Source organism: Actinotalea ferrariae CF5-4, assembly GCF_000603945.1.
GTDB classification, from domain to species: Bacteria; Actinomycetota; Actinomycetes; order Actinomycetales; family Cellulomonadaceae; genus Actinotalea; species Actinotalea ferrariae.
Genome location: NZ_AXCW01000003.1, coordinates 14610 through 39642 on the forward strand (window position 1 = coordinate 14610; position 25033 = coordinate 39642).

21 protein-coding genes are annotated in these 25033 nt (G+C 73.6%); 8 read left to right on the forward strand and 13 right to left on the reverse strand.

Going from position 1 to position 25033, the window contains the following annotated elements:
* Positions 1–57: 57 nt before the first annotated feature.
* Complete coding sequence (locus tag N866_RS19585) at positions 58–4041, forward strand: carbohydrate binding domain-containing protein (RefSeq protein ID WP_052022198.1); 3984 nt, start codon at positions 58–60, stop codon at positions 4039–4041.
* Between the two features lie 165 nt (positions 4042–4206).
* Positions 4207–5022 (forward strand): CPBP family glutamic-type intramembrane protease, encoded by an 816-nt coding sequence (locus tag N866_RS00840; RefSeq protein WP_034221315.1) that lies wholly within the window; start codon positions 4207–4209, stop codon positions 5020–5022.
* 34 nt (positions 5023–5056) lie between these two features.
* Here the strand turns inward: N866_RS00840 and N866_RS00845 are convergent, their stop codons facing one another.
* Together N866_RS00845 and N866_RS19590 are read right to left on the reverse strand one after the other, a co-directional pair.
* Positions 5057–6382, reverse strand: a complete 1326-nt coding sequence (locus tag N866_RS00845) for a GNAT family N-acetyltransferase (RefSeq protein ID WP_034221318.1) — start codon at positions 6380–6382, stop codon at positions 5057–5059.
* Between the two features lie 85 nt (positions 6383–6467).
* Positions 6468–7103 (reverse strand): hypothetical protein, encoded by a 636-nt coding sequence (locus N866_RS19590; protein WP_052022199.1) that lies wholly within the window; start codon positions 7101–7103, stop codon positions 6468–6470.
* A 255-nt stretch (positions 7104–7358) separates the two neighbouring features.
* Between N866_RS19590 and N866_RS00855 the strand changes: the two genes are divergently transcribed.
* A complete protein-coding gene (locus N866_RS00855) occupies positions 7359–8483 on the forward strand; it encodes a DUF418 domain-containing protein (protein WP_081802194.1) in 1125 nt (374 codons plus the stop codon).
* Between the two features lie 87 nt (positions 8484–8570).
* Positions 8571–10292 carry a gamma-glutamyltransferase gene (locus N866_RS00860; RefSeq protein ID WP_034221321.1) on the forward strand — a complete coding sequence of 574 codons (1722 nt, stop codon included), beginning with the start codon at positions 8571–8573 and terminating at the stop codon, positions 10290–10292.
* A 48-nt stretch (positions 10293–10340) separates the two neighbouring features.
* Here the strand turns inward: N866_RS00860 and N866_RS00865 are convergent, their stop codons facing one another.
* The 4 genes from N866_RS00865 to N866_RS00880 all read right to left on the reverse strand — a co-directional run bounded on the left by N866_RS00865 (position 10341) and on the right by N866_RS00880 (position 12321).
* Positions 10341–10856, reverse strand: coding sequence for a GNAT family N-acetyltransferase (locus tag N866_RS00865; protein WP_081802195.1), 516 nt, complete (start codon positions 10854–10856; stop codon positions 10341–10343).
* 66 nt (positions 10857–10922) lie between these two features.
* Positions 10923–11516, reverse strand: coding sequence for a LysE family translocator (locus N866_RS00870; RefSeq protein ID WP_245612312.1), 594 nt, complete (start codon positions 11514–11516; stop codon positions 10923–10925).
* The gene (locus N866_RS20200) at positions 11468–11743 is read right to left on the reverse strand and encodes a hypothetical protein (RefSeq protein WP_081802197.1); all 276 of its coding nucleotides are present in this window, start codon (positions 11741–11743) and stop codon (positions 11468–11470) included. The genes N866_RS00870 and N866_RS20200 overlap by 49 nt, the downstream gene beginning before the upstream one ends.
* 77 nt (positions 11744–11820) lie before the next feature.
* Positions 11821–12321 carry a cupin domain-containing protein gene (locus tag N866_RS00880; RefSeq protein WP_034221324.1) on the reverse strand — a complete coding sequence of 167 codons (501 nt, stop codon included), beginning with the start codon at positions 12319–12321 and terminating at the stop codon, positions 11821–11823.
* A 106-nt stretch (positions 12322–12427) separates the two neighbouring features.
* Between N866_RS00880 and N866_RS20745 the strand changes: the two genes are divergently transcribed.
* The gene (locus tag N866_RS20745; protein WP_034221327.1) at positions 12428–13507 is read left to right on the forward strand and encodes a LuxR C-terminal-related transcriptional regulator; all 1080 of its coding nucleotides are present in this window, start codon (positions 12428–12430) and stop codon (positions 13505–13507) included.
* Between the two features lie 46 nt (positions 13508–13553).
* Here N866_RS20745 and dnaB read toward each other — a convergent pair whose 3' ends face one another.
* The gene (gene dnaB / locus N866_RS00890) at positions 13554–16169 is read right to left on the reverse strand and encodes a replicative DNA helicase (protein ID WP_034221330.1); all 2616 of its coding nucleotides are present in this window, start codon (positions 16167–16169) and stop codon (positions 13554–13556) included.
* A 385-nt stretch (positions 16170–16554) separates the two neighbouring features.
* On the reverse strand, positions 16555–17814 hold the full coding sequence (locus N866_RS00895; RefSeq protein ID WP_034221332.1) for an AGE family epimerase/isomerase: 1260 nt from the start codon (positions 17812–17814) through the stop codon (positions 16555–16557).
* Positions 17815–17944: 130 nt separating this feature from the next.
* Between N866_RS00895 and N866_RS00900 the strand changes: the two genes are divergently transcribed.
* The 3 genes from N866_RS00900 (at position 17945) to N866_RS00910 (ending at position 20569) form a co-directional block, all read left to right on the forward strand.
* Positions 17945–19303, forward strand: a complete 1359-nt coding sequence (locus N866_RS00900) for an MATE family efflux transporter (RefSeq protein ID WP_034221334.1) — start codon at positions 17945–17947, stop codon at positions 19301–19303.
* Positions 19304–19420: 117 nt separating this feature from the next.
* On the forward strand, positions 19421–20239 hold the full coding sequence (locus N866_RS19595; RefSeq protein WP_052022202.1) for an aromatic acid exporter family protein: 819 nt from the start codon (positions 19421–19423) through the stop codon (positions 20237–20239).
* A gap of 42 nt (positions 20240–20281) precedes the next feature.
* Complete coding sequence (locus N866_RS00910; RefSeq protein WP_034221336.1) at positions 20282–20569, forward strand: hypothetical protein; 288 nt, start codon at positions 20282–20284, stop codon at positions 20567–20569.
* A gap of 78 nt (positions 20570–20647) precedes the next feature.
* On the opposite strand, the gene rplI is transcribed toward N866_RS00910, so the two are convergent.
* From rplI to N866_RS00935, 5 genes are all read right to left on the reverse strand, one after another.
* The gene (gene rplI / locus N866_RS00915) at positions 20648–21100 is read right to left on the reverse strand and encodes a 50S ribosomal protein L9 (protein WP_034221338.1); all 453 of its coding nucleotides are present in this window, start codon (positions 21098–21100) and stop codon (positions 20648–20650) included.
* 16 nt (positions 21101–21116) lie between these two features.
* Positions 21117–21353, reverse strand: coding sequence for a 30S ribosomal protein S18 (gene rpsR / locus N866_RS00920; RefSeq protein ID WP_034221340.1), 237 nt, complete (start codon positions 21351–21353; stop codon positions 21117–21119).
* Positions 21354–21410: 57 nt separating this feature from the next.
* A complete protein-coding gene (locus N866_RS00925) occupies positions 21411–21932 on the reverse strand; it encodes a single-stranded DNA-binding protein (protein WP_034221341.1) in 522 nt (173 codons plus the stop codon).
* Between the two features lie 62 nt (positions 21933–21994).
* The gene (gene rpsF / locus N866_RS00930) at positions 21995–22285 is read right to left on the reverse strand and encodes a 30S ribosomal protein S6 (RefSeq protein ID WP_034221343.1); all 291 of its coding nucleotides are present in this window, start codon (positions 22283–22285) and stop codon (positions 21995–21997) included.
* Positions 22286–22522: 237 nt separating this feature from the next.
* The coding region (locus N866_RS00935; protein WP_034221377.1) for a transglycosylase domain-containing protein at positions 22523–25033 on the reverse strand (2511 nt) is incomplete at its 5' end.

Sequence of the window (25033 nt, forward strand, 5' to 3'; positions counted from 1 at the left end):
CACGTGGCACGACGAAGGTGGATCGCGGCGGGACTCGTCCCCGTCACAGGACTGTCCATGGCCCTCTCCGCACCGGCCGCCGCGGCGACGGTGTCCGTCCTCGCGGACTTCGAGGGGCTCACGAACGAGCAGCTGACCGGCGCCGGGTTCTACGCGTACGGCGGCAACGGCGGCGGCGCGGGCTACGGCCTGGAGACCGTCGCCCCCGGCGACGCCCTCGCCCGCCCCGGGCAGACGGAGCCCACGACGGTCCTGTCCGTCGGCGCCGACGTCCCCGCCGGGTTCGCCGGCTGGGGCCAGAACTTCGCGTCCCCGCAGGACGCGTCGGCGTTCGACGGCCTCCAGTTCTGGATGCACGGCACCAACAGCGGCGCCGTCTTCCAGTCCGAGCTCATCGACGGCACCGACGGCGAGCGCTTCGACTACCCGCTGACCGACAGCTGGACCGGCTGGCAGCTCGTCCAGATCCCGTTCGCGGCCTACACCTACGCCACCGACTTCAACGAGGCGTCCGCCGACCGCGTGCTCACCACCACGGCGCTCCCCGGCTTCATCTTCCCGGTGGTCTCCACGACCGGCCCGGTGACCTGGAAGGTCGACGACGTCGCCTGGTACGCCGGCGCCGACGTCGCCCCCACCGTCCGGTTCGCCGCGGCGACGAGCGGCGTCACCGAGGGCGGCACCGCCACGGTCGAGGTGCGCCTCACGGTCGCCGCGACCGAGGACGTGACGGTCGACTGGACCACCGCCGACGGCACCGCCACGGCCGGCGAGGACTACACCGCCGCCGGCGGCACGCTGACGATCCCCGCGGGCAGCACCACGGCGTCCGTCCAGGTCATGACCGCGCAGGACACCGCCGTCGAGGGCAACGAGACGCTGACGCTCACCCTGGCGAACCCCACCGGGGCCGGCGCCACCCTCGGCACCGCGACCCACACCCTCACGATCCGCGACGACGACGCCGCCGAGGCCCAGCCGGTCTGGGACAACACGCGCCTGGTCGAGGGCTTCGACACGGCCGGGCCGCTGCCCGTCACCCCGGACGGCGTGACCGGCGGGTACGAGTTCTTCGCCGACCCGACCGCGACGGTCTCCGCCGCGGCCGAGGTGCCGCCGGCCCCCGCGCCGGGCAGCGACGCGGGCGACACCGCGCTGCGTCTGACGATGAAGGCGCCGTCGTTCGCCGGCGTCACCCAGAAGCTGGGTGAGCCGGGCGGCGCCTGGACCCCGCAGGACTGGAGCCGCTTCGACGGCCTGTCCTTCTGGTTCTACGGCACCAACAGCGGCACGTCGCTCTTCGTGGACCTGCTGGACAACCGCAACCCGGGTGCCACCACGGACGACGCCGAGCGGCACAGCGTCGTCTTCACCGACGACACGGTCGGCTGGACGTACGTCGAGCTGCCGTTCAGCACCTTCACGCGCAAGGAGATCGGCAACGGGGCCCCCAACGACGGCCTCAACCTGACGGCCGTCCACGGCTGGGCGATCGGCGCGACCGCCGTCCCGACCGAGCGCACCTGGTACCTCGAGGACGTCTCGCTCACGGTCCCCGAGACCGTCGTCGACGAGTTCGAGTACGACGGCGGCCTGCCCTCCGGCACGGACGCGAACGGCCTCGGCCTGGGCTTCCAGACCTACTCCGGCAACGGCGGGTCCGTCACCGCCGAGGTCGTCACCGACGAGCGCACGGCCGCCCGGCCGGGCGCCGAGGACGGCAACAGCGCCCTCGGCCTCACGCTCGACGTCCCGCACGGCACGTGGGCGGGCATCTCCCACGCGTTCTCGGCCGACGGCGTCTGGACGCCGCAGGACTGGAGCGGCTCGCAGGGCGTGAACTTCTGGCTGCTGGGCCAGGGCACGGGCGACACCGTCTACGTCGACGTCATCGAGAACCGGTCGCCCGGCTCGACCCGCGACGACGCCGAGCGCTACAGCGCGTCGTTCACGGACGCCGACCCCGGCTGGACGTTCGTCGAGCTCGAGTGGGCCGACTTCACGCGCAAGGACATCGGCAACGGCGCCCCGAACGACGGCTTCACGCTGGACGAGGTGCACGGCTACGCGATCGGCGTCGCCCAGACCGACGGGGAGCAGCAGTACCTCGTCGACCGCTTCACCCGGTGGGGCGCGAGCCTCGCCGACGTGCCGCTGCTCGTCGGCTTCGACCGCGGCGTCTACCAGGCCGCGGAGGGCGCACCCCAGACGGTCACCGTCACGCTCGGCCGCGCGGCGGAGGAGACCGTCACGGTCGACTACGCCACGCTGGACACCACGGACCGCACGCGGACCGAGGACGTCCCCGCCGCGCTCGGCCGCGACTACGTCGCCACGAGCGGCACGCTCACCTTCGCCCCCGGCGAGACGGAGAAGACCTTCTCCGTCGAGCTGCCCGACGACGACAAGGCCGAGCTCGACAAGACGGTCCAGGTGGCGCTCTCGGGCGTGACCGGCCCGGGTGAGCTCAGCCCGTTCGCGCGGTTCGCGAGCATCACCATCGAGGACGACGACGCCCGCGACCCCGCACTGATCGAGGACTTCGAGGACGAGGCGGGCCTGTGGCGCGCCGAGGGCTCGGCCCTCGACACGATCCGCGTCACCGCCGGCGACGCCCTGGCCTACCGGGGCCAGGCGACCGACGAGGGCGTCGCCCGCATCACCGTGGAGGAGCCGGGTGCCACCGTGCGCCGGGACTTCGCCCAGTCGCAGGACTGGTCGGACGGCAAGGGCCTGACCTTCTGGTACCGCGGCACGGGCAGCGGCGAGCCGGTCACCCTCACCCTCCGCGACGACGACGCCCCGGACCCCGGCCCCGACGGCTGGACCGAGCGCGTCTACTTCGACGACTTCGACGCCCCCGCCGGCACGCCGGTGGACCCGACGTCGTGGTCCAACGAGACCGGCGGCTGGGGCTGGGGCAACCAGGAGTCGCAGTTCTACACGCCTGGCTCGGAGAACGTGTGGCAGGACGGCGAGGGCAACCTCGAGATCCAGCTGCGCGAGAACACCGACGAGTCCCTGTGGTGCTCCTCGAGCAACGTGCCCTGCGGCTACACCTCGGCGCGCATCTCGACGATGGACAAGCAGGAGTTCCTGCACGGTCGCATCGAGGCCCGGGTCAAGGTCCCCGGCGGCGAGGGCCTGTGGCCCGCGTTCTGGACGCTCGGGAACGACTTCCTCGACGTCGGATGGCCGCAGACCGGCGAGATCGACATCATGGAGCACGTCGAGGGCGACAACGGTCAGCCGAACGAGGCGTTCGGCACGATCCACGGACCCGGGTACTCCGGCGGCCAGTCGATCGACGGCCGGGTCTACCTGCCGGAGGGCACGTCCTTCGCGGACGACTTCCACACCTTCACGGTCGAGTGGGAGCCCAACAGGATCACCTGGTTCATGGACGGCGAGCGGTTCCACCAGGTGACGCCGGCCGACCTGCCCGCGGGCTCGGAGTGGGTGTTCGAGCACCCGTTCTTCCTCATCGCGAACCTGGCGATCGGGGGCAACTTCGGCGGCACCATCGCCGACGACCTGGAGCTCCCGGCGTCGTACCTCATCGACTACATCAAGGTCGAGCAGGCGCCGGACACGGCCGAGCGCTTCGAGGCGACGTTCGTCGACGACGAGGCGGGGTGGCAGCAGATCAGCATCCCGTTCGCCGACTTCGAGCGCTCCGCGGACCAGCCCGCGGGTGCGCCGGACAACGGCCTGACCCTGACCGCGGTCCACGGCTACGGCCTGGACCTCGGCGACTCGGTCCCCGCCGGCGACGAGGTGCTGCTCGACCGGGTCACCCTGGGCGTCGTCGACGGCGGCTCGGAGGAGCCGGCGCCGTCCGGACCCCCGTGGGGCAAGGGCGGTCGGTTCGGTCCCGGCGGGCCGTTCGGCCCGGGGGGGCCGTTCGGTCCCGGCGGGCCGGGCGAGCCGGCCGGTCCCGGGGGCCGCTTCGGTCCCGGTGGGCCGACGGCGGGCGACCGCACCGACGCCGGCGCCACGACGCCGGGACGTCCGACGGGGACGGCGCCGCTGAGGCGCTGACGCCCTGACCGACGGCGCGCCGTCGTCGTCGTCGCACCACGGAGCCCCGCGTCCGGACCTCGAGTCCGGCGCGGGGCTCCGCTGCGTCCTGGCCGGACCCGCGGCGTCGTCGGAAGCGCAGTTCCGCGATCGCCCCCGTCAGGGCATCCTGTTCCGGTGCCCGCGATGACGCTCCCCGCCACCGAGGCCCCACCCGCGCTCTCGTGGAAGCTCGCGCCCGCCGCGGGCGTCTCCGCGTCCGCCGTGCTGCTCTTCGGTGTGCACGTCCGGCCGCTCGGCTACGTCGTGCTCGTCCTCAGCCTGGCCGCCGCGTGGCTCGTCGACCGGCCGCTCGCCAAGGACCTGCTGCTCATCGGCCTGGGCATCGCGATCGTCAGCACCACGTCCATGGAGGCCGACGTCTCCTGGCCGCGGTTCTTCGCGATCGGCACGGCGCTGACCCTCGCGGTGCTCGTGCCGTTCCTCGTCGACCGGTTCGTCTACCGGCGCCGGGCGATCCGGTTCCCGTGGCGGACGGGGCAGCGCTGGCCGCGGCGCGAGAAGGCGTACATCCTCGCGGTGCCCCTGCTGGGCTGGGCGATCCTGCCGTACTACTTCATCAGCTCGGGCGCGTACCGGAACTGGCCGGACATCACCTCGCCGAGCGAGCTGGGCCGGTTCTTCGTCGGCGTGAACGGCGTCGGCACGTGGGACGAGCTGTTCTTCATCTGCACGTGCTTCGCCCTGCTGCTGCGGCACTTCCGGCCGTGGCAGGCGAACCTGCTCCAGACGGCGATCTTCGTGGCGTTCCTGTGGGAGCTCGGCTACCGCGAGTGGGGCCCGCTGCTGACCATCCCGTTCGCCCTGCTCCAGGGTCTGATCTTCACGCGGACGCGGTCGCTGACGCTCGTGCTCGTGGTGCACCTGCTGTTCGACGCCATCGTCTTCATGGCGATCGTCCACGCGAACAACCCGCACCTCTTCGCGATCTTCGTCTACTGACCGGCCCCGCCGGCGCCGCGCCCCGGGGCGGAACTCACCAGGGGAGGTAGTACGTCAGGAGGTCCGCCGTCATCGGCGGGAAGAGGGTCTCGAAGAGCTCGGGGTCCGGTCCCGGGTAGACGTCGGGCCGGCGTCGGGCCAGGCCGTGCATCCCCAGCGGACCGAGGAGCAGGTCGGCGAGGTGGGTCGGTGCCACACCGGCCCCGCCGTGCTCGCCCGGCCCCTGCATCGGGCCGCCGACGACGACCGGGCCCAGCGCGCCGTCGTCGGCGACGGTCATGCGGTAGTGCCGCCCGAAGGTCGACAGCAGCACCTCGCGCCGGTCCAGCCCGGCGGCGACGAGCCGCTCGCCGAGGACCGGTCGCAGCGCGTCGAGGAGCGTCTCCGGCCGCTCGATCCGCACGTAGTACTGCTCGGCCAGCTCGTCGGGCGGCGCGAGCGACGGCTCCCATGCCCGGCCGGTCACCGTGAGCGGTCGGTGCACGAGGTGCGGGGCCGCCCCGGGGAAGCCTCCGACGACGGCGCGCAGCAGCAGGTCCGCGGCCTCGTCGTCCGCCGCGGCGGGCTCGGCGACGAGCACCCGCCCGTCGTCGGGCGGGGCGGTCCGGACGCTGCCGACGACGACCCCGCCCCGCTCCACCACCCACGTGGTGGAGGCGTCGTGCTCGAGCAGCCAGCGCCGCCGGGCCGGCGGGTGCGGCATCACGACGTCGTACGCGGACTGGGCCGCGTCCTGGAGGGCGGCGAGCGCCGGGAGGTCCGCCGCGGTCGCCGTGCGCAGGGCCGGGTGGGCGGGGCTCGTGCGCGGTGCGGGGACGGGGGCGCCGGACGAGGCCGGGCCGCCTGACGTCGGGTGGCCCGCGAGCGAGCGGGCGCGGGGCATGTCGATCACGTACTCGTAGCCGAACAGCCGGTAGAAGTACGGGATCCCGATCATGACCTGGAGCAGGTGGCCGCGGGCGGCGGACCGCTCGTGCGCCCAGCCCATGAGCGCCCGGACGAGCCCGCGGCCCTCGTACGCGCGGTCGGTCGCGACGAGCTCCACCTGTCCCGCCGGGAGGACCACGCCGCCCACCCGACCGGCCCCGCCGTCGCCCGCGTGCCCGCCGGACCGCCCGCCGAGACGCCCGCCGACCCGGACCGTCTCGTCCAGGAGCGTCGCGGTCGAGACCACCCGGTCGCCGTCGACGACGACGGCGCACGCCTCCCACCCGAGGTCCGGGTCCTCGACGGCGAGCCGGTGGTCGAGGGCGTCGGCCTCCGCGCCCCGGTCGGCGAGCAGGGAGCCGATCTGGTCGAGGTCGGCGGGGCGGGCGGTCCGCAGCACGAGGCCGTCGGGCAGCGGGGACGTCGTCATCATGCCGCGAGCCTGCCGCCGCGGGGCCGGACGGTCCACCGCTTTGGCCGACCCGGTGCCCGTGGGGAGCTCGAGAGGGGTGGGTCGATCAGGCCCTGATCTGCGTCGCCGGTGCGCCGGTGAGGCGGGAGACGACGTCGACCGCCTGGTCCCACCAGCGGGTGTAGTGCTGGGGGTCGGCGTTGCGCTGGACGCGGTGGGCGACGAGCGTCGGCGCCATCGCGTCGCGGCCCTCGACGCCGGAGAGCGCGCGGAAGAACGACTGGGCGCTGGCGGTCGGGTCCATCCGCTGCGCGAGCGTGCCCCACGCGCCGTTGTCGCGCTGCTGGAAGAGGCCGCGGCTGTCGGGCCCGGCACGGTCGCCGTGGTCCAGGACGCGCAGGGACGACTCCCCGAGCGCGGTCATGACGCCGATCACCTGGTCGCGCAGGGACAGCCCCATCCCCTGCCCCGCGCGGACGACCGCCGCGGCGTTGCGCACCTGCTCGGCCGTCAGTCCGGACACCGCCGGCAGGGCGTCCGCGACGGCGCCGCCCGCGCCTGGCCGGGCGGTCCCTGCCACGGTCTCCCGCTCCAGCACGGCCGCGAACGACGACGCCCCGGCCGTCCCTGGCCGGTCGGGGGACACGGGGGTGACGCCCGCCGTCGGGCGCGCCGCCGACACCGTCGCGATCGTCTGCTGGATCGCGGCGATGCGCGCGCTGATCGCGGCGATGCCGTCCACGGTGGCCTCTCCTGGATGACGGGGCGACGGACCCATCGGCGGGCGGGCCCTCGGGCTGAAAGGTCGGACCGGAGGTGAGCCCGCACCGTCGACCGTGGGCGCAGGCCTGTCAGTCCGTGGCGCACCGGACACCCCACCGGGTACGCCGGAAAGCGCCGGGACGACGCCCCCGGTCGATCCCTCGACGGGCCGCACGGGGCGTCTCCGCCTAGGCTCGATCAAGGCCCGGGACGACCGGGAGCAGGAACGGAGCGCATGGCGGACGCGACGGACACGTCGAGCGAGGCACGGCCCAGCGGGTTCGCGCCTGCCGTCGACGTACCCGCACGCGAGGGTCGGCCACCGACGCGGCGCCTGACCGGCGTCGACGTGGCCCGGGGCCTGGCGCTCATCGGCATGATCATCGTCAACGTCGGACCGGCCGAGGCCCAGGGCCTCCTGCACCGCCTCTACCTCCTGCCGTACGGGCGGGCGTCCATCCTCTTCGTCGTCATCGCCGGGCTCGGCATGGGGTTCATGCTCCGTCCGCGCCCGGGCGTCAGGACGCCCTGGGGGGTGGTGCTCTGGCGTGCGGCGATCCTCCTGCTCGGCGGGCTCGCCCTCCAGCGCCTGACCGACGACGTGTCGGTGATCCTGCCCGTGTACGGCGTGCTGTTCGTCCTCGGCCTGGTCGTGCACCGCGCCCCCCGGGCCGTCGTGCTCGGGCTCGCCCTGGTCATGACCGTGGTCGGCCCGGTCCTCTACGTCGGGCACCTCCTGACCGCGGGCGCGGACCACCACACCGGGCCGCCGCTGGAGCTGGGCAACCCGGTCGCCGAGGTGGTGCACGGGCTCGTCCTGTCCGGGCGGTACCCGCTGGTCACGTGGTGCGTGCCGTTCCTGGTCGGGCTGTGGGTGTCCCGCCTGGACCTGCGCGACCGGGCCGTCCTGCACCGGATGGTCGTGTGGGGCGCCGTCGCCGCGGTCCTGGGCTTCGCGCTGAGCCTGCTCTCCATGAGCATCCTCGACCGCGAGGGGGACGTCGGCTACGCGCGGCTCCTCACCGGCGCCGCGCACGGCCAGATGCCGCTGTGGCTGGTCAGCAGCGTCGGCGGCGCCCTCGCGGTGGTCGCGGCCTGCGTCCTCCTCGGCTCGCGGGCCCCCTGGTTCACCGGTCCGCTCATCGCCGCCGGCCGGCTCGCGCTGACCCTGTACGTGCTGCATGTCCTGGTCCTCGCCGCGGTCAAGCCCGACGGCGGCTTCACCCTCGCGCAGGGCATGGCCGTCAGCGCCGTGCTGACCGTCACCTTCCTCGTGCTGGCCGTGCTGTGGCGTCGCGTCGCCGACGTCGGCCCGCTCGAGTGGGTGCTGCGCGCGTCGTGGTGGCGCACCGCCCGCTGAGCGCGTGTCGCCACCTCGACCCGGCCCCGTCGACCCGGTCCCGTCAGTCCCGTCCCGTCCGTCCCCGACCCCGAGGAGCCCCCGCCGATGACCCCCCGCCGACGACGTCACGCCGCCGGTTCGCACCCTCCCGTCGCGCACCACGCCCTCCGGCGGGGTCGGCTGCGCCGCTGGGCGGTCGGCACGGGTGTGCTGCTCGTGGCGGGGTGCACCACCTCGACGCCCACACCCCAGGCGACGCCGTCGGCGACCGAGGCACCGGCCCCGGTCGAGAGCACGCCGACGCCGACGCCGACCCCCGAGGCGGCGCTGGGCGCGTACGGCGTGAGCTCCGGACACCCGCTCGCCACCCGGGCGGGGATGGAGGTCCTGGAGCAGGGCGGGACCGCCGTCGACGCCGCGATCGCCGCAGCCTTCGCGGACGCGGTGATGCAGCCGGCGTCGTCGGGCATCGGCGGCGGGGGCGCGACGATCGTCGTCAGCGACGGCGAGGCGGTGAACTACGACTACCGGGAGGTCGTCAACGCCGCCGGGGTCATCCCTCCGACCGGCACGGGCATCCCCGGGTTCGTCGCGGGCATGGCCGAGCTGCACGAGGAGCACGGGACGCTCGAGTGGGCTGCGCTGCTCGAGCCGGCGATCGAGATCGCCGAGACCGGCGGACCCGTGTCCGGGTACCTCGCCCGCACGATCGACCGGGAGCTGGGCCGCGCCGTGACCGCGGGCCTGCCCCACTTCCGCCGCGCCGACGGCACGCCGCTGCAGGAGGGCGACCCGCTGGTCCAGACCGAGCTCGCGGCGACGATGCGGACGCTCGCGTCCGAGGGCCCCGACGCGTTCTACACCGGGTCGATGGTCGCCGCCCTCAGCGGCGTGGAGGGCATCGACGCGGAGTCCCTCGCCGCGTACTCCGTGCAGCGCTCGGCGCCGGCCCGCGGGCCCGTCGGGGACTACACGATGCTGTCCGGCGCCCCGGCGCTGCCCGGCGCGGCGATCATCCAGATGGTCCAGATCGCCGAGGCCGCCGGCATCGCGGGCGTGGACCCGGCGTCGGCGGACTTCGTGGAGCTGCAGTCGCGCGCCTGGCAGGTCGCGGAGCAGTCGGTCCAGACCTGGTTCGGCGACCCGGCGTTCGTCGACGTCCCGGTGGACACGCTCACCGACCCGCAGGCGAACGCCGCCATCGCCGCAGGTCTGGGCGACGCCGCGACGACGTCGGCCCGCGTGCCCTACGACGGCGCCGCGAACACCACCCACATCTCCGTGGTGGACGCGGAGGGCACGGCCGTGTCGATGACCAACACGATCACCAACTACTGGGGGTCCGGGCAGTACGTCGCCGGGTTCTTCATGAACGACCAGCTGGAGCGGTTCGGGGACATCGGGGCGACCGAGGCGAACCGGCCCGAGCCGGGCCGGCGCTCGGTGACCTGGAGCTCGCCGTCGATGCTGCTCGACGCCCAGGACCGGCCCGTCCTGGTCATCGGCACGCCGGGCGGGGGCCAGATCCCGAACACGACGGCGCAGGTCGTCACCCTGTGGGCCCTGCACGGGCAGGAGCTGGAGCAGGCGGTCCCGGCGGAGCGGTTCCTGCTCACCGGCGGACGGCTGCGCCTGGAGTCGCCACGGCTGGCCGAGGAGCTGCGCGGGCGCGGCTACGACGTGCGGGTCACCAACCCCGACTCACCGGAGATCTACGGCTCGGTCCAGGCCCTGGAGATCGACTGGGAAACAGGGACGGTCCACGGGGTCGCGGACACCCGACGGTCCGCGGGCGTGGAGACCGCCGTCGGCGACCCGGGACGGTAGCCCGTCGGCGGGGCCGACGCCCGCCACGGTCCCCGGCCTCAGCAGTGGTCAGCCGCCGGCACGCCAGTCCGACCGAAGGACCTCGAACTGCTCGTAGTGGGACTCCACCCCGAGGAACGACTCGGCCCTGTCCCGCCCGATGCGGTTCAGTCCCGCCTTCGCCAGGACGCGGACCGAGGCCCGGTTCGCTGCGACCGCCTCGGCCCAGATCCGACGGAGGCCGAGCTCCTCGAACCCGTGGTCGATCGCTCTGATCGCGGCGACGGTCGCGCGCCCGTGGCCCCAGCGCGACGACGGACCGATGACGTAGCCGAGCTCTCGTTCCTCCCGCTGCTCGCCGTACAGATCCACGTACCCGACGAGTTCGCCGGACTCGACCGCTGCCAGTCGGAGCAGCAGGGGATCAGGGTTGCGGATGCTCTCGCGCCACCACTGCACCCCCTCACCCGCGTCCGACGTCAACCGCCATCCAGCGTGAGCGGCAAACAGAGCGTCGGTCTGCCAGGACGCGAGGACGTGCGCATCAGCCGGCCCCAGGCGGCGCAGGGAGATGCGGTCAGCCATGTGGCGACTCTGGCACACGCGACGCAGGGCGGGACGCCGGGCCCCTGCGCCCGCCTCCGGTGGGCGTCAGGCCGGGACGGGTCGGGTGCGGTCGGTGAGCAGTCGCACGGCCAGGAGCCCGAGCACGGAGCCCATGAGGTAGCGCTGGACGGTGAGCCAGGTCGGGCGCCGCGAGAGGAAGCCGGCCAGGGCCCCGGCGCCCAGGACGATCGCGGCGTTCACCGAGAGGGCGACGGCGATCTGGACCAGGCCCAGCTGCAGGCTCTGGAGCGCGATCGAACCTCGCGCCGGGTCGATGAACTGGGGGAGCAGGGTGACGTAGAGCACCGCGATCTTGGGGTTGAGCAGGTTCGTCAGCAGCCCCATGGCGAAGAGCCGGCGGTCCGGGTCGGCCGGGAGCTCCCGGACCTCGAAGGCGGACCGGCCACCGGGCCGGACCGCACACCACGCCAGGTACATCAGGTAGACCGCGCCGGCCACCTTCAGGACGGTGTAGGCGACGGGGACCGACGCGAGGAGCGCCGCGAGCCCCGCCGCTGCGGCGACCACGTAGATGAGGAAGCCGACGGCGACGCCGAGCAGGGAGATCAGGCCTGCTCGCCTGCCCTGGGTCACGGACCGGGAGACGAGGTAGACCATGTTGGGTCCCGGGGTGAGCACGAGCCCGAGCGCGACCGCTGCGATGCCGCTCCGAGGAGCTCCGCGTCGTCGAACGCCGCGACCCACGTCACCGGAGCGGACCGCAGGGTATCCAGGTCCTCGTGCAGCGGCGGGATGCGGTCGTCCTGGATGAGCTCTGCTTCTCTCGCGTACGCCTCGTGCTGGACCACCAGCAGCCGGCGCGCCAGATCCGCGTCGGCGTTCGGCACGACGTTGCGGAGGATCACCCGGTCATCGTGCCGGTCGGCCGGCGTCGAGACCGCTGTCGTCGACGCCGGCCGTGGGCCGCTCCCCGGATGGACCGTCACTCCTCGCCGGATCGCGTGCCGCTGACGGCGATCCCGTACTGCTCCCACAGCGGGAGGAGGACGTCCGGCGACAGCCCGCCGGCCGCCGACGCGGCGTCGCGCAGCGCGGGGAAGTACTGCTCGAAGCCCCCTGGGGCGTAGACGGCCAGGTAGACGGCCTCCTCCTCCTTGCTCACGTTGCGCCACGCGAACGGTGTCCCGTGCCGGAGCACCACGACGTCCCCCGCGTGCGCGGTCTGGTCGCCGGTCACACCCGTGACGACGAGGCCGCCCCTGAGCACGACCATGACGACGTCGTCCTCGACGTGGTGGTGGAGCTGCGGCGGCGCGCTGAACCCCGGGGCGACGGTGTACCGGACGAGCGAGGCGCGCGGGAAGTCCCCGACCTCGACGAGGAGCTCGAGACGGTTGCCGAGCATCTCGACGACGCGCGGGGTGCGCAAGACGGACGGGCCGGCGTCGGCCAGGGGACGGGCGCCGAGGGTGGGGCTGGACATGACTGCTCCTGACGGTGAGGTGGCCGGTCTCTCCGGCCACCTCCACGGTGCTGCCTGGCAGCGGCTCGATCGACCCCTCCTTCGAGGGGGCGCCTACGCTGATCTCGTGCCGAACCCTGCGGACCTTCGTCGCCGTCTGCGGGCGCTCGCCGTCGCCGGGTTGCCGGTGGGAGATCTGTGGAGCCGGAGCGACGCGCTGCTGCGTCGGCACGTCCCGTACGACGTCGGCGCGTGGGGCCAGGTGGACCCCGCCACGCTCCTGTCCACCGGCTGCCTCGTCCTGGGGCTGCCGTTCGACGCGGAGCGCGAGCGCGAGATCCTGCGCCTGGAGCACGACGACGGAGACGTCAACCGGCTGGTGGACCTGGTGCGGCGCACGCCGCCCGCCGGATCGCTCGACCTGACGACCGGAGGGCATCCTGAGCGCTCGGCCAGGTACCCGGCGCTGCTCGGACCACTCGGGATCCGCGACGACCTGCGTGTCGCGATGGTCCGCGACGGGCTGTGCTGGGGGTCGGTCTACGCCTACCGACGGAGCTCCGTGTTCACCGCGGCCGAGGTCGCGCTGCTCGGGTCGGTCGCCGGGGATCTCGCCGACGGCGTGCACCTCGCGCTCCTGCGGGCCGACGCGATGTCGGACGGGTCGCCGGACTCACCGGGTCTGCTCCTGATGGGAGCCGACGGCCGCGTCACCGCGGTCAGCGAGGTCGCGGATCGGTGGCTGCGCCTGCTGGCACCGGACGGGCGCATCCCACCCGTCGTGACGTCGTTGCTCGCGGCGCTGGGCGGCGCGCACCCTGGGCCGGCTCGCGCCCGCGTGCAGACGGAGGACGGTCGGTGGCTCGTCCTGCACGCCTCCCACATCGACGGCGCGGGCAGTGCGGTGATCGTCGAGGCCGCCAGGCCCGTGGAGCTCGCCGAGGTGCTCTGCGCCGCCTACGGCCTGACCGTCCGGGAGCGGGACGTCGTCGGGCCCGTCCTGCGGGGCGAGGCCAACCGGTCGGTGGCGCGTACCCTCGGGATCAGCGAGTACACCGTGAAGGAGCACCTCAAGTCGGTGTTCGGCAAGGTCGGGGTCCTCAGCCGCGCGGAGCTCGCCGCACGGCTCCTGCACGAGCAGTACCTGCCACGCCGGGACGCCGGGGTCCCCGCCGGATCGGCGGGCTGGTTCCGCGAGACGGCGTGACCGACGAGATCGTGGACGACCTCCTGCGGACGGGACACCCTCCCTGCTACATGCCCTCCGGCGCCATGTCGACGAACCGGGCGTAGTGGCCCTGGAACGCGACGACGATGTTGTCGGTGGGCCCGTTGCGGTGCTTCGCGACGATGATGTCGGCCTCGCCGGCGCGCGGCGACTCCTTCTCGTAGGCGTCCTCGCGGTGCAGCAGGATGATGACGTCCGCGTCCTGCTCGATGGCGCCGGACTCACGCAGGTCGCTCATCTGGGGTCGCTTGTCGGTGCGCTGCTCCGCGCCACGGTTCAGCTGCGAGATGGCGATGACGGGCACCTCGAGCTCCTTCGCCAGGAGCTTGAGCGCCCGGGAGAACTCCGAGACCTCCTGCTGGCGGGACTCGACGCGCTTGCCCGAGCTCATGAGCTGCAGGTAGTCGATGACGACCAGCTTGAGGTCGTGGCGCTGCTTGAGCCGGCGGCACTTCGCGCGGATCTCCATGAGCGACATGTTGGGCGAGTCGTCGATGAACAGCGGCGCCTGGGAGACCTTGCCCATCGTGGAGGCCAGGCGCTGCCAGTCCTCGTCGCGCATCGTGCCCTTGCGCATGTTCTGCAGGGGCACGCGACCCTCCGCGGAGAGCAGACGCATGGTGATCTCGTTACGGCTCATCTCGAGGGAGAACACGACCGACGCGAGGTTGTGCTTGATCGCCGCGGATCGGACGATGTCGATGCCCAGCGTCGAGTTGTGAGTGGGCACCATGGAGCGCCCCGCAAGGTAGAGGTGGTCTGCGTTGTCCACCTCGACGCAGCGCACCGGCACGCTCGGGATCCGACGCACCGACGTGATGAACCGCGAGGTGAGCCGGGGCGTCGACGGGCGACGGCGCTCCTTGTGGGCCAGCTTCTTCCGCTCGAGAGCGAAGACCTCGTCATCGGTCGTGAACGTGATCGTGTAGGCGGTGCTGCGCGCCTCGTCGCGGCCAGGGACGCTCCGGGTGGACCAGCCGGTCCGGTATCCCAGCGAGTGCACGAGCTCCCGGACGTCCTGGGCCAACCGGTGGTCCGTGACGCAGAACTGGACACTCCCGGTGGGGTTGACGGTGCCGTCGGTGTCCAGAAGGCCCGCGAGCAGCGCTCGCCGCTGCCCCTCGCTCGCCCGCAGGTACGCGGTCGGGATGTGCTTGTTCCCCAGCACACCGAGGGTCCGCAACCGACCCGCCACGGTGCCGAAGGCCCAGTGGCACTCCTGGCAGCGCACCAGGCCGCTGGTGGTGCGACCGCAGTCGGGGCACGTCGGGACGAGCACCTGGCCCAGCCCCTTGGCGCGCCCCCCGCAGCTTCGGCCGCAGGTGCGGACCTGCTGCCGCGGGTTGACGTACGTGTTCCCGCAGACCACGCAGACCCTGGGTGCGGGCCCGGCCTCCTCGGGGAGTCGGATCGAGTAGAGGCGCGAGTCGTTGCCGAGCTGCCTCTCGGAGCGCAGGCCGTTGCCCTCGATGCGCATGGCGATCTCGGGGTCGTCGGAGGTGAAGCGCGCCGCGGCACTGTGACCGTCGCCGAGCCACACGCCCAGCGCGTAGGGGTCGACAAGGAGCTCGGCCTCCGGGAGGTCCAGTGCAGTGGCCGTCGGGACGCTGTGGTTGAGCCGTCGGTCCGCCGTCGCGCAGCGAAGGGTCTCCGCGATCTCCTCGGTGGTCCGCACGGCCGGGAGCACCCTCGGGGCCGTGCCGCGCGCCCGGGCCTCCTGGCGGGCTCGCCGAGAGGCGCGGGTCTCCGTGAACCACTGGTGCTGGGCGTCCGCGACGATCATCGTGCCGTCATCGAAGGTGACCTCGTAGCAGGGCCGGTCCACCAGCACCTCGGTCGCGCCCACGACAGTCGTCGGTCGACCGTCCGCGCCCAGCAGCTGGTCGCCCACCGCGACCTCGCCCATGGTCGTCCAACCCGCCGGCGTCGCCAGCGGCGTGTCGAGGGCAAGCGCCTTGCCCATGGCCGGTCTCGCGGCGATGACGACCATCTGGCCGGGGTGCAGGCCGTTCGTCAGGCGGTCGAGGTCCGCGAAGCCGGTGGGGACACCCGTCATGCCCTCGCCGCGGTTGCTCGCGGCCTCGATCTCCTCCATCGCCCCGTTGATGATCTCCGAGAGCGGGAGGTAGTCCTCGCTGGTGCGGTTCTCCGAGACGGCGTAGATCTCCGCCTGGGCGTTGTTGACGAGCTCCTCGACGTCGCCGCCGTCGGCCGCGTAGCCGAGCTGGACGATGCGGGTCCCCGCCTCGACCAGGCGGCGCAGGACGGCCCGCTCCCGGACGATGCGCGCGTAGTACCCCGCGTTGGCCGCGGTGGGCACCATCGAGATGAGGGTGTGCAGGTAGGGCGCCCCGCCGACGCGGGCGATCTCGCCCCGCTTGGTCAGCTCCGCGGCGACCGTGACGGCGTCCGCCGGCTCACCGCGCCCGTAGAGGTCGAGGATCGCGTCGTAGACCATCTCGTGGGAGGGCCGGTAGAAGTCGGTGCCCTTGACCTCTTCGACGACGTCGGCGATCGCGTCCTTCGAGAGCATCATGCCGCCGAGCACGGACTGCTCGGCCACGATGTCCTGCGGCGGGGTCCGGTCGTAGCCGCCGCGGGCCGGCGCCCCCAGGCTCGTCTCGAGCTCGTCGATGCTCAACCGCTGCCCACCTCTCCCTGCGTCCCCGGACACCCGTCGCCTGTCGCGACGGACGCCGGCCGTGCGTCCGTTCCCGGTCCCCGTCCTACCGCGACCCACCGACACGACCCGGTCCGGACCGGACCGTCCTCGGTGCTGCGCGGGACCCGTCACCGGTCGCCGCGCGTGACGTTAGGCCCCCCGTCGGCGCGTCTCCAAGTGGAGGGACCAAGGCCCTGTGCACCCGCCTGGGGACAACGCGCTCCGCCCTGTGGAACCCGCCGGAGCCGTCTGTGCACAGGCGGTGGACAGACCTGTGGAAATAGTGGGATGACTCGTGGGAGAAGGCTGTGACCTGCATGGACGTCGGCCACCGCCTGTGGACCCGAACTGCCTCGCCAACCGTTCAGTGGGTGGACACGTCCGTCCCACCCCTGGACCGCCGCAGCCGCAGCGCCGTCGCGAACGAGGGCACGACCGGCAGCAGCGGCAGCACCGCCGCCTGGTACGCGTGGTACGCGTCGGGCTTGCCCGGCCACACCTCGCCGGACACCCGGTTGCCGGTGTCGAGCTCGTGGTGCCACGACCCGCGCTCGTGGTCGACGAGGTACCGGTCGACGTAGGCCCACCACGACGCGGCGTCGTCGGCCCAGCGCTCGTCGCCCGTGACCCGGTGCAGGACGTACGCGGTGCTCACGGCCTCCGCCGCGACCCAGTGCATGCGCGTACGCACCACCGGCTGCCCGGACCAGTCCGTCGTGTAGACGAAGCCGTCCGCCCCGTCCACGGCCCAGCCGTCCGCGACGGCGCGCTCCGTCAGCGCGACGGCTGCATCGACGAGCCCCTCCGGGGCGCCGTTACCGAGCGAGCGGTCGACCGCGACGAGCAGCCGCGCCCACTCCAGCCCGTGGCCGACGGTCGCGCCGTAGGGCCGGAACGGGTCGGCCGGGCGGTCGCGGTGGTGCTCCAGCAGGGGCGTCCAGTCGGCGTCGAAGTGCTCGGGGATGCGCCAGTCGTTCGCGCGCGCCCAGCCCACGACGTGCGCGCCGATCCGCGCCGCCCGCCGGTGCCACAGCTGCTCACCGGTCACGTCGCCCGCGGCGAGGTACGCCTCGACCGTGTGCATGTTGGCGTTGACGCCGCGGTAGGTGTCGAGCGTCGTCCACGCCGCGTCCCACTCCTCGACGGCGAGGCCCGCGGTGTCGTCCCAGAACCGCTGCTCGTGGACGGCGAGCGCGTCCGCCAGGAGCTCCTCGGCGCCGTCGACCCCCGCGGCCGTGGCCGAGCTCGCCGCGAGCACCACGAACGCGTGCCCGTACGCCTGCTTGCGGTCGTCGACGGTCCCGTCGGGGTGCACGGCCGCGAACCAGCCGCCGTGGGCGTCGTCGTGCAGCGCGCCGCGCAGCGCGGCCACCCCGTGGGCGGCGAGCCGGAGCAGCTCCGCACGCGACGGCCCGCCGTCGGCCGGCGGCTCGTCCGCGAGCGCACCGAGGCTGAACACGTGCGTCATCCGGCACGTGATCCACAGCTCGACCGGACGCGCCGGGTCGATGCGACCGTCCTCGTCGAGGTAGCCGAACCCGTCGGGGTGCTCGGCGCCCGCGGCGAAGCGCAGCAGGTCCGCACGCTGGGCGGTCAGGTGGTCCGCGTCACCGGGGCGGGTCATCCGTCCTCCTCCTTCTGGCACGACGACGTGCCGCGTCCGACGCGCCCACGCGCGTCCCGCCCGAAGGATGGCAGGCGCCGGGCCCCCGTGGGAGGACCATCGGTCGGCCGGGCGCGTACCGTCGGGCGACGTGGACGGACCGGGGCAGCAGCGCACCGAGCCGTGGCGCGCCCGCCTCCGCCCGGTCGACCGGCAGATCCTCTCCCTGGCGCTGCCCTCCCTCGGCGCGCTCGTCGCCGAGCCGCTGTTCGTCCTCGTCGACTCGGCCGTCGTCGGCCGCCTCGGCACGGCTCCGCTGGCCGGCCTCGCGCTCGCCGGGACGGTCCTGACCACCGCCGTCGGGCTCTGCGTCTTCCTCGCGTACACGACGACGGCGAGCGTGGCCCGCTCCCTGGGGGCGGGCGACCGCGCCCGGGCGCTGCGCCTGGGGGTGGACGGCCTGTGGATCGCCGTCGGCCTCGGCACGGCGCTCGCCGCCGCGCTCCTCCTCACCGCGCCCGGGCTGCTCACCGCCCTGGGCGCACCGGCCGACGTCCTGCCCCACGCCGTCGCCTACCTGCGCTGGTCCGCGCCGGGGCTGCCGGGGATGCTCGTCGTGCTCGCGGCGACCGGCGTGCTGCGCGGCATGCTCGACACCCGGACCCCGCTGTGGGTCGCCGTCGGCGGGGCGGTCCTCAACGCGGTCCTGTCGGTGGTGCTCGTGCTCGTCGTCGGCATGGGCGTGGCGGGGTCGGGCCTCGGCACCGCCGCGACGCAGCTCCTCATGGCGGCGGTGCTGGGCGTCGTCGTCGTCCGCGGGGCGCGGCGCGAGCGCGTGGGGCTGCTGCCCTCCGGCGCCGGCGTCCTGCACGGGGCCCGCGCCGGCGTGCCGCTCCTCCTGCGCACGCTCTCCCTGCGGGCCGCGCTGCTCCTCGCCGCATGGGTCGCCGCCGGCCTCGGCACCGTCTCGCTGGCCGGCCACCAGGTCGTCATGGCCGTCTGGGGCCTCATCGCCTTCGCCCTGGACGCGCTCGCCATCGCCGCCCAGGCGCTGGTCGGCCGTGGTCTGGGCGCCGGCGACGTGGCGGGCACGCGCGCGGTCCTGCGCCGCACGCTCCAGTGGGGCACGGGTGCGGGCGCGCTCCTCGGCCTGGTCCTGGCGGGGGTCGCGTGGTGGATCGGCCCGCTGTTCACCGACGACGACGCCGTGCGCCGCGCCGTCGCGCTCGCCCTGTGGGTCGTGGCGCTGACGCTGCCGGTGGCGGGCTGGGTGTTCGTGCTCGACGGGGTCCTCATCGGCGCCGGCGACGGCCGGTACCTCGCCGTCGCGGGCCTGGCGACCCTGGTCGCCTACACCCCGGCGGCGCTCGCGGTGCGGACCTGGGCCGACGACGGCGCCGCCGGCCTCGCGTGGTCGTGGGTCGCGTTCGCGGGCCTCTTCATGCTCGCGCGCGCCGTGACGACCGGCCTGCGAGCCCGTGGCGCTGCGTGGATGGTGACGGGCGCCTGACGCTGCGGCCCTCATGCCGCGCCCGCACTCGGCGTCCGCACGGCCTGCCCGCGACACGGTGACCAGCAGCGGCGCCGCTCCGGTTGCCGGATGCGCCGATCTTGCTTCACTGGACGGATGCCTCCCCCCAGCCCGCCGGGGCGCGTCCCGGGTCATTGGGCGCTGCGCCTCGTCCACCACCCCCGCGTCGCGCTCGCCGGCAAGACCGCCCTGGCGGCCCTCATCGCGTGGCTCATCGCCCGCCAGGTGCCCGACGCGGCGGAGTACTCCTTCTACGCGCCCTTCGGGGCGGTCGCCACCATGCACCCGGCCGTGTCGCGGTCGGCGTCCGAGTCCGTCCGGGGCCTCCTGGCCATCGTCCTGGGCGGCGCGCTCGGCCTGCTCGGTGACGACCTGCTCGGGCCGTACGGCATCACCCTCGCGATCCTGGTCGGAGTCGGCGTGCTGGTGGGCGGTCTCCCGTGGCTCGGCGAGAGCCGGTCGTACGTGCCGCTCGCCGCCGTCTTCGTCCTGCTCGTCGGTCAGGGCGACGAGGTCTCCTACGCCGCGTCCTACGCGGGCCTGTTCCTGCTCGGCGGCGTGGTGTCCATCGCCGTCAACGCCGCGCTGCCCTCCCTGTCCCTCGGGCCCGCCGACGACGCGGTGCGGGCGCTGCGCACGGAGGTCGTCGCCCACCTGCGGTTCGTCGCCCAGCACCTCGACGACGACGACTGCCAGGCGTCGCTCGCGGAGCACGGTCCCGGACGCGCCGGCCTGCGCCGCAGGCTGAGCCGCGCCGCCGCCGTCGTCGGGGAGTTCGACGAGGCGGCGGCGGGGAACCACCGCGCGCGCCGCCACCCCGAGGTGGTCGCACGGCGCAGCCAGGAGTTCCGTGCCCTGGAGCGGGCGGTCCTCCTCATCGACGACCTCTACGGGCTCTCTGCCGACCGGCCGTAGGACACGCCGGTCGGCGGTACGTCCCGCGAGCTGCGGGCGCCCATGGCGGTGGCCCTGCGGGAGCTCGCCGCGGCGATGGACGAGATCGGCCCGCTGGACACGGAGTCCGGGCGCCGGGCGGCGGTGGACGCGGCGATGCAGCAGCTCGTGGTGGCGCTCGGTCGGCACGAGGAGCGGCACGGGCACGACGGCGAGTCGCTCGTCGTGGCGACCGTCGTGACGACCCTGCGACGCACCCTGTCGGTCCTCACGCCCGACGGCGTGCGGCTGTCCACGGGTCCGCTGCCGAAGCAGCCCGCCACGAGTGCGGCGTCGGCACACAGCCCGTGACCGGCCCGCGGCCGCTCTCCCTCCGAACGCCGTGAGCCCGGCCCCCCGTGGGGGACCGGGCTCACGGCGTGGGGTGCGTCAGGCCGAGGGGACGACCTGGACGTCGACCTGCGCGGCGACGTCCTCGTGCAGGCGGACCTGCACCTGGTACTCGCCGATCGCCTTGATCGGCTGACCGACCTCGATCTTGCGCTTGTCGACCGACGGGCCACCGGCGGCGGCGATCGCCTCGGCGATGTCCGTCGTGGAGACCGCGCCGAACAGCCGGCCGGACGCGCCGGCCTTGACGGTCACGACGACCGGCTTGGACTGCAGGCTGTCGCGGACGGCCTTCGCGTCGTCGAGCGACGCGATCTCGCGGCTCTTGCGAGCCTTGCGGATCTGGTCGATCTGCTTCTGGGCACCCTTGCTCCACGCCGTGGCCAGGCCACGCGGCAGGAGGTAGTTGCGGGCGTACCCGTCCTTGACCTCCACCACGTCACCCGGGGCGCCGAGACCGGTCACCTCGTGCGTGAGGATGAGCTTCGCCATGAGTTCAGCCCCTTTCTCAGCGAGCCGAGCTCGAGTACGGCAGCAGAGCCATCTCACGGGCGTTCTTGACGGCCCGGGCGATGGCGCGCTGCTCCTGGACGGAGACACCGGTCACACGGCGCGCGCGGATCTTCCCGCGGTCCGAGATGAACTTCCGCAGCAGCGCGGTGTCCTTGTAGTCGACGACGTCGATCTTCGCCGCCTTGAGGGGGTTCGTCTTCTTCTTGGGCTTACGGACGACGGGCTTCGCCATCGTGTGCTCCTCGGGGTTCTTCGTGGCCCGACCGACCGTGCGGTCGTGGCCGAGGGATCAGAAGGGGGGCTCGTCGTTGAACGAGCCACCACCGCTTGCGGCCGGTCCGGACGTGGCCCACGGGTCGTTGTCGAACCCGCCGCCACCCCCCTGACCGCCGCTGCTGTAGCCGTTGCCGCCGCCGAAGCCGCCACCACCACCGCCGCCGCCCGAGCGCTGGGCCCGGGTGACCTTGGCCGAGGCGTACCGCAGGGAGGGACCGACCTCGTCGACCTGGAGCTCCACGACGGTGCGCTTCTCGCCCTCGCGGGTCTCGTAGGAGCGCTGCACCAGACGACCCTGGGCGATGACGCGCATGCCCTTGGTCAGCGACTCCGCGACGTTCTCCGCCGCCTCGCGCCAGATCGAGCAGCGCATGAACAGCGTGTCGCCGTCCTTCCACTCGTTGCTCTGGCGGTCGAACGCCCGCGGCGTGGACGCGATCGTGAAGTTCGCGACCGCGGCGCCGGAGGGGGTGAAGCGGAGCTCGGGGTCCCCGGTCAGGTTCCCGACCACCGTGATGACGGTGTCACCAGCCATTGCCTGCTCCTCGCGGTTGGTCTACTGGGTGTCGGCGTGCGACGGCTTGGACGGCCGTCGGGTCAGCGAGCGTCCGGGCGCATGACCTTCGTGCGCAGGACGGCCTCGTTGAGCCCCAGCTGACGGTCCAGCTCCTGAGCCGTCTCGGGGGTCGCGGTGAAGTTGACGACGGCGTAGATGCCCTCGGCCTTCTTGTTGATCTCGTAGGCCAGGCGACGCCGACCCCAGATGTCCACGGTGTCGACGGTGCCACCCGCGGTCTTCACGACCGAGAGGTACTTGTCGAGGGACGGCGCGACGGTCCGCTCCTCGATGTCGGGGTCGAGGATGACCATCATCTCGTAACGACGCATGCGAGAACCCACCTCCTGTGGTCTCAGCGGCCACGGTCTCTCCGTGGCAGGAGGGTTGTGCGTCAGCCGCAGCGGGACCGGTCCGTGGACCTGACGTGGTGATGGCACCTCGTCCACCCGTGCAGCAGCCGCCCATGCTACCGGCTCACGGCGCCGCCCACGGACCCGGGCGCGACCCTGTGGAGGGCAGGGTCGCGCCCGGGACGGGCGGAGGTCGTCGCAGGGCGCCCGTCGGCCCTAGGGGACCGGCAGGCCCGGCGGCTCGAGCCGGCCCTCGCCGGCACCGTCGTTCCCCCCGCCGGGCGGTGCGGGCGCCACCGGTGGTTCCGTGGGCGCCGGGGTCGGCACGGGTGTCGGCGTCGGGGTCGGCGCAGGCGCCGGGCCGGTCGACACGTCGATCGTCACCGTGCTCCCGGGCTCCGCCTGACCACCCGCGGGGCTCTGCGCCACGACCTGCCCCGGCGGGGCGGGCGCCGCGACGTCGCGCGCGGTGACCGAGAACCCGGCCGCCGTGAGCGCGGAGCGGGCCTGCTCCGCCGTCTGCCCGATCACGTTGGGCACGTCCGTCAGACCCGTGCCCTCCGAGACGACGATCGTCACCGCGGATCCCTGCTCGGCCTCGCCGCTGGGGTTCTGGCTGATGACGACGCCCTCGGGGACCGACGGGTCGGTCGCACGCTCCACCGCCGCCGCGAAGCCGGCGCCGCGGAGCTGGGCGATCGCCTCCGCCTCGGGCAGCCCGACGACGGACGGCACGGGGAGGATCGGCGGCTCGTTCGGCTCACCGATGTCGGCGCGCTCGGGGAACGGGATGACCTCGGTGCCCTCGAGCGCCCGCGTCATGTGCTCGGTCCACATCCGCACGGGGAAGCTGCCGCCGGTGATCTCGTCGAAGCCGCCGAAGGGCGTGATCGGCTCCGCCGTGGTCCCGTCCGCCGACGTCTGGTAGAGCGCCACCGCCGTCGTCAGCTGCGGCGTGAAGCCGACGTACCAGGCGGAGCGGTTGTCGGTCGACGTGCCGGTCTTGCCGGCCGACGGGCGGCCGATCTCCTGCGCCGGCTCGCCGGAGCCGCGCTCCACGACCTGCTGCAGCGCGTAGGTCGTGTCCGCCATGACGTCCTCGGCGAACACCCGCTCGCTCTGCGACGCACCCTGGTAGACGGTCCCGCCGTCGAGGTACTCCATCGACCGGACGATGAAGGGCTCGTTGTGGATGCCCTGCGCGGCGAACGTGTTGTACGCCTCCGCCATGTCGATCGGGTTGGGCGAGGCGGTGCCGAGCACGTTGGCCGCGACCTCGAAGTTCGGGCCGAGGAGGCCGGCCGTGTTCTCGTCCAACCCCGCGCGCACCGCCACCTGCGCGGTGGCGGACGGCCCGACCTCCGCATTCATCTGGCCGTAGACCGTGTTGACCGACTGCGCGGTGGCGCGGATGACGTCGATCTCGCCGAAGTCGCGGTCCTGGAAGTTCTGCGGCGGCTCGGCGAAGCCCTCGACCGGGATCTGGCTGTCGCCGTTGTACCGCGAGCGCAGCGAGCCGCCGTTCTCGAGGTAGGCGACGAGCGTGAACGGCTTGAAGGTCGAGCCCGCCTGCGCGATGTCCTGCGTGGCGGCGTTGCGGGAGACGGTGATGAAGTCCGGTCCGCCGTACATCGCCTTGATGGCGCCGTCCGCCGCGTCCAGGGTGACCATCGCCACGCGGAGGTTCGCCGGCCGGTCCTCGGGCAGGGAGGTCGCCGCCGCCTCGATCGACTCCTGCATCGGCACCTCGATGGTCGAGACGACCTTGTACCCGCGGGTCTCGAGCTCCTGCTCCGTGACGGGCGACCGCTCGAGGATCTCCCGGCGCACCGTGTCCACCAGGTAGCCGCGCGGACCGGCGAGGCGGTCGTCCTGCACGTACTCGATCGTCTGGGGGAAGACGAGCGCGTCGCGCTCCGCCTGCGTCAGCCGCCCGATCTCGACCATGCCGTCGAGCACGTAGTTCCAGCGCTGCTCGGCGCGCTCCGGGTCGTTGCGCGGGTCCCAGTTGTTGGGCGACGGGATGATCCCGGCGATGAGCGCCGCCTGCGCCACGTCCAGCTCCGCGGCCGGGACGCCGAAGTACTCCTGCGCCGCGCGCTCGATGCCGTAGGAGCCGCGCCCGAGGAAGATCGTGTTGAGGTAGTTCTCGAGGATCTGGTCCTTGTCCTGCGCCTGGTCGAGCTTCACGGCGAGGATCGCCTCGCGGATCTTGCCGCGGTAGTCGTCCACCGTGGTGCCGAAGTAGTAGCGCTCGGCGTACTGCTGGGTGATCGTCGAGCCGCCCTGCGTCGCGTTGCCGCGCAGGTTGTTCCACAGGGCCCGGGCGATGCCGGTCGGGGAGATGCCGGCGTTCTCGTAGAACGTCCGGTCCTCCGCCGCGACGACGGCGTCCTTGACGTGCTGCGGGATGGTGTCGCCCGCGATGATCTCGCGGTTGGCCTCGCCGAACGTGCCCAGGACGGTGGTGCCGTCGGCGTAGTAGACCGTCGTCGTCTGGGACTGGGCGAACTCGTCCGGCTCGGGGATCTCCGTCGTCGCGTACGCCCACGCGGCCAGCCCGACGAGCAGCGCCAGGCCCAGGAGGAACAGGCCGAGGAGGAGCTTCCAGGACGGCACCCAGCGCCGCCAGCCGGTCCTCCCGTACCGCGGGTAGTCGATGAGCCGACGTCGCGCCGGCGCGCCACCCCGACCGCCGGTGCCGCCCGCGCCGCCGCCCGGCCCGCG

Bases quoted from the DNA above. Each gene is read 5' to 3' on its own strand.
- N866_RS19585 (WP_052022198.1), top strand. From the start codon at position 58: ATGGCCCTCTCCGCACCGGCCGCCGCGGCGACGGTGTCCGTCCTCGCG.
- N866_RS00840 (WP_034221315.1), top strand. From the start codon at position 4,207: ATGACGCTCCCCGCCACCGAGGCCCCACCCGCGCTCTCGTGGAAGCTC.
- N866_RS00845 (WP_034221318.1), bottom strand. From the start codon at position 6,382: ATGATGACGACGTCCCCGCTGCCCGACGGCCTCGTGCTGCGGACCGCC.
- N866_RS00855 (WP_081802194.1), top strand. From the start codon at position 7,359: ATGGCGGACGCGACGGACACGTCGAGCGAGGCACGGCCCAGCGGGTTC.
- N866_RS00860 (WP_034221321.1), top strand. From the start codon at position 8,571: ATGACCCCCCGCCGACGACGTCACGCCGCCGGTTCGCACCCTCCCGTC.
- N866_RS00865 (WP_081802195.1), bottom strand. From the start codon at position 10,856: ATGGCTGACCGCATCTCCCTGCGCCGCCTGGGGCCGGCTGATGCGCAC.
- N866_RS00880 (WP_034221324.1), bottom strand. From the start codon at position 12,321: ATGTCCAGCCCCACCCTCGGCGCCCGTCCCCTGGCCGACGCCGGCCCG.
- N866_RS00895 (WP_034221332.1), bottom strand. From the start codon at position 17,814: ATGACCCGCCCCGGTGACGCGGACCACCTGACCGCCCAGCGTGCGGAC.
- N866_RS19595 (WP_052022202.1), top strand. From the start codon at position 19,421: ATGCCTCCCCCCAGCCCGCCGGGGCGCGTCCCGGGTCATTGGGCGCTG.
- N866_RS00910 (WP_034221336.1), top strand. From the start codon at position 20,282: ATGGCGGTGGCCCTGCGGGAGCTCGCCGCGGCGATGGACGAGATCGGC.
- rplI (WP_034221338.1), bottom strand. From the start codon at position 21,100: ATGGCGAAGCTCATCCTCACGCACGAGGTGACCGGTCTCGGCGCCCCG.
- rpsR (WP_034221340.1), bottom strand. From the start codon at position 21,353: ATGGCGAAGCCCGTCGTCCGTAAGCCCAAGAAGAAGACGAACCCCCTC.
- N866_RS00925 (WP_034221341.1), bottom strand. From the start codon at position 21,932: ATGGCTGGTGACACCGTCATCACGGTGGTCGGGAACCTGACCGGGGAC.
- rpsF (WP_034221343.1), bottom strand. From the start codon at position 22,285: ATGCGTCGTTACGAGATGATGGTCATCCTCGACCCCGACATCGAGGAG.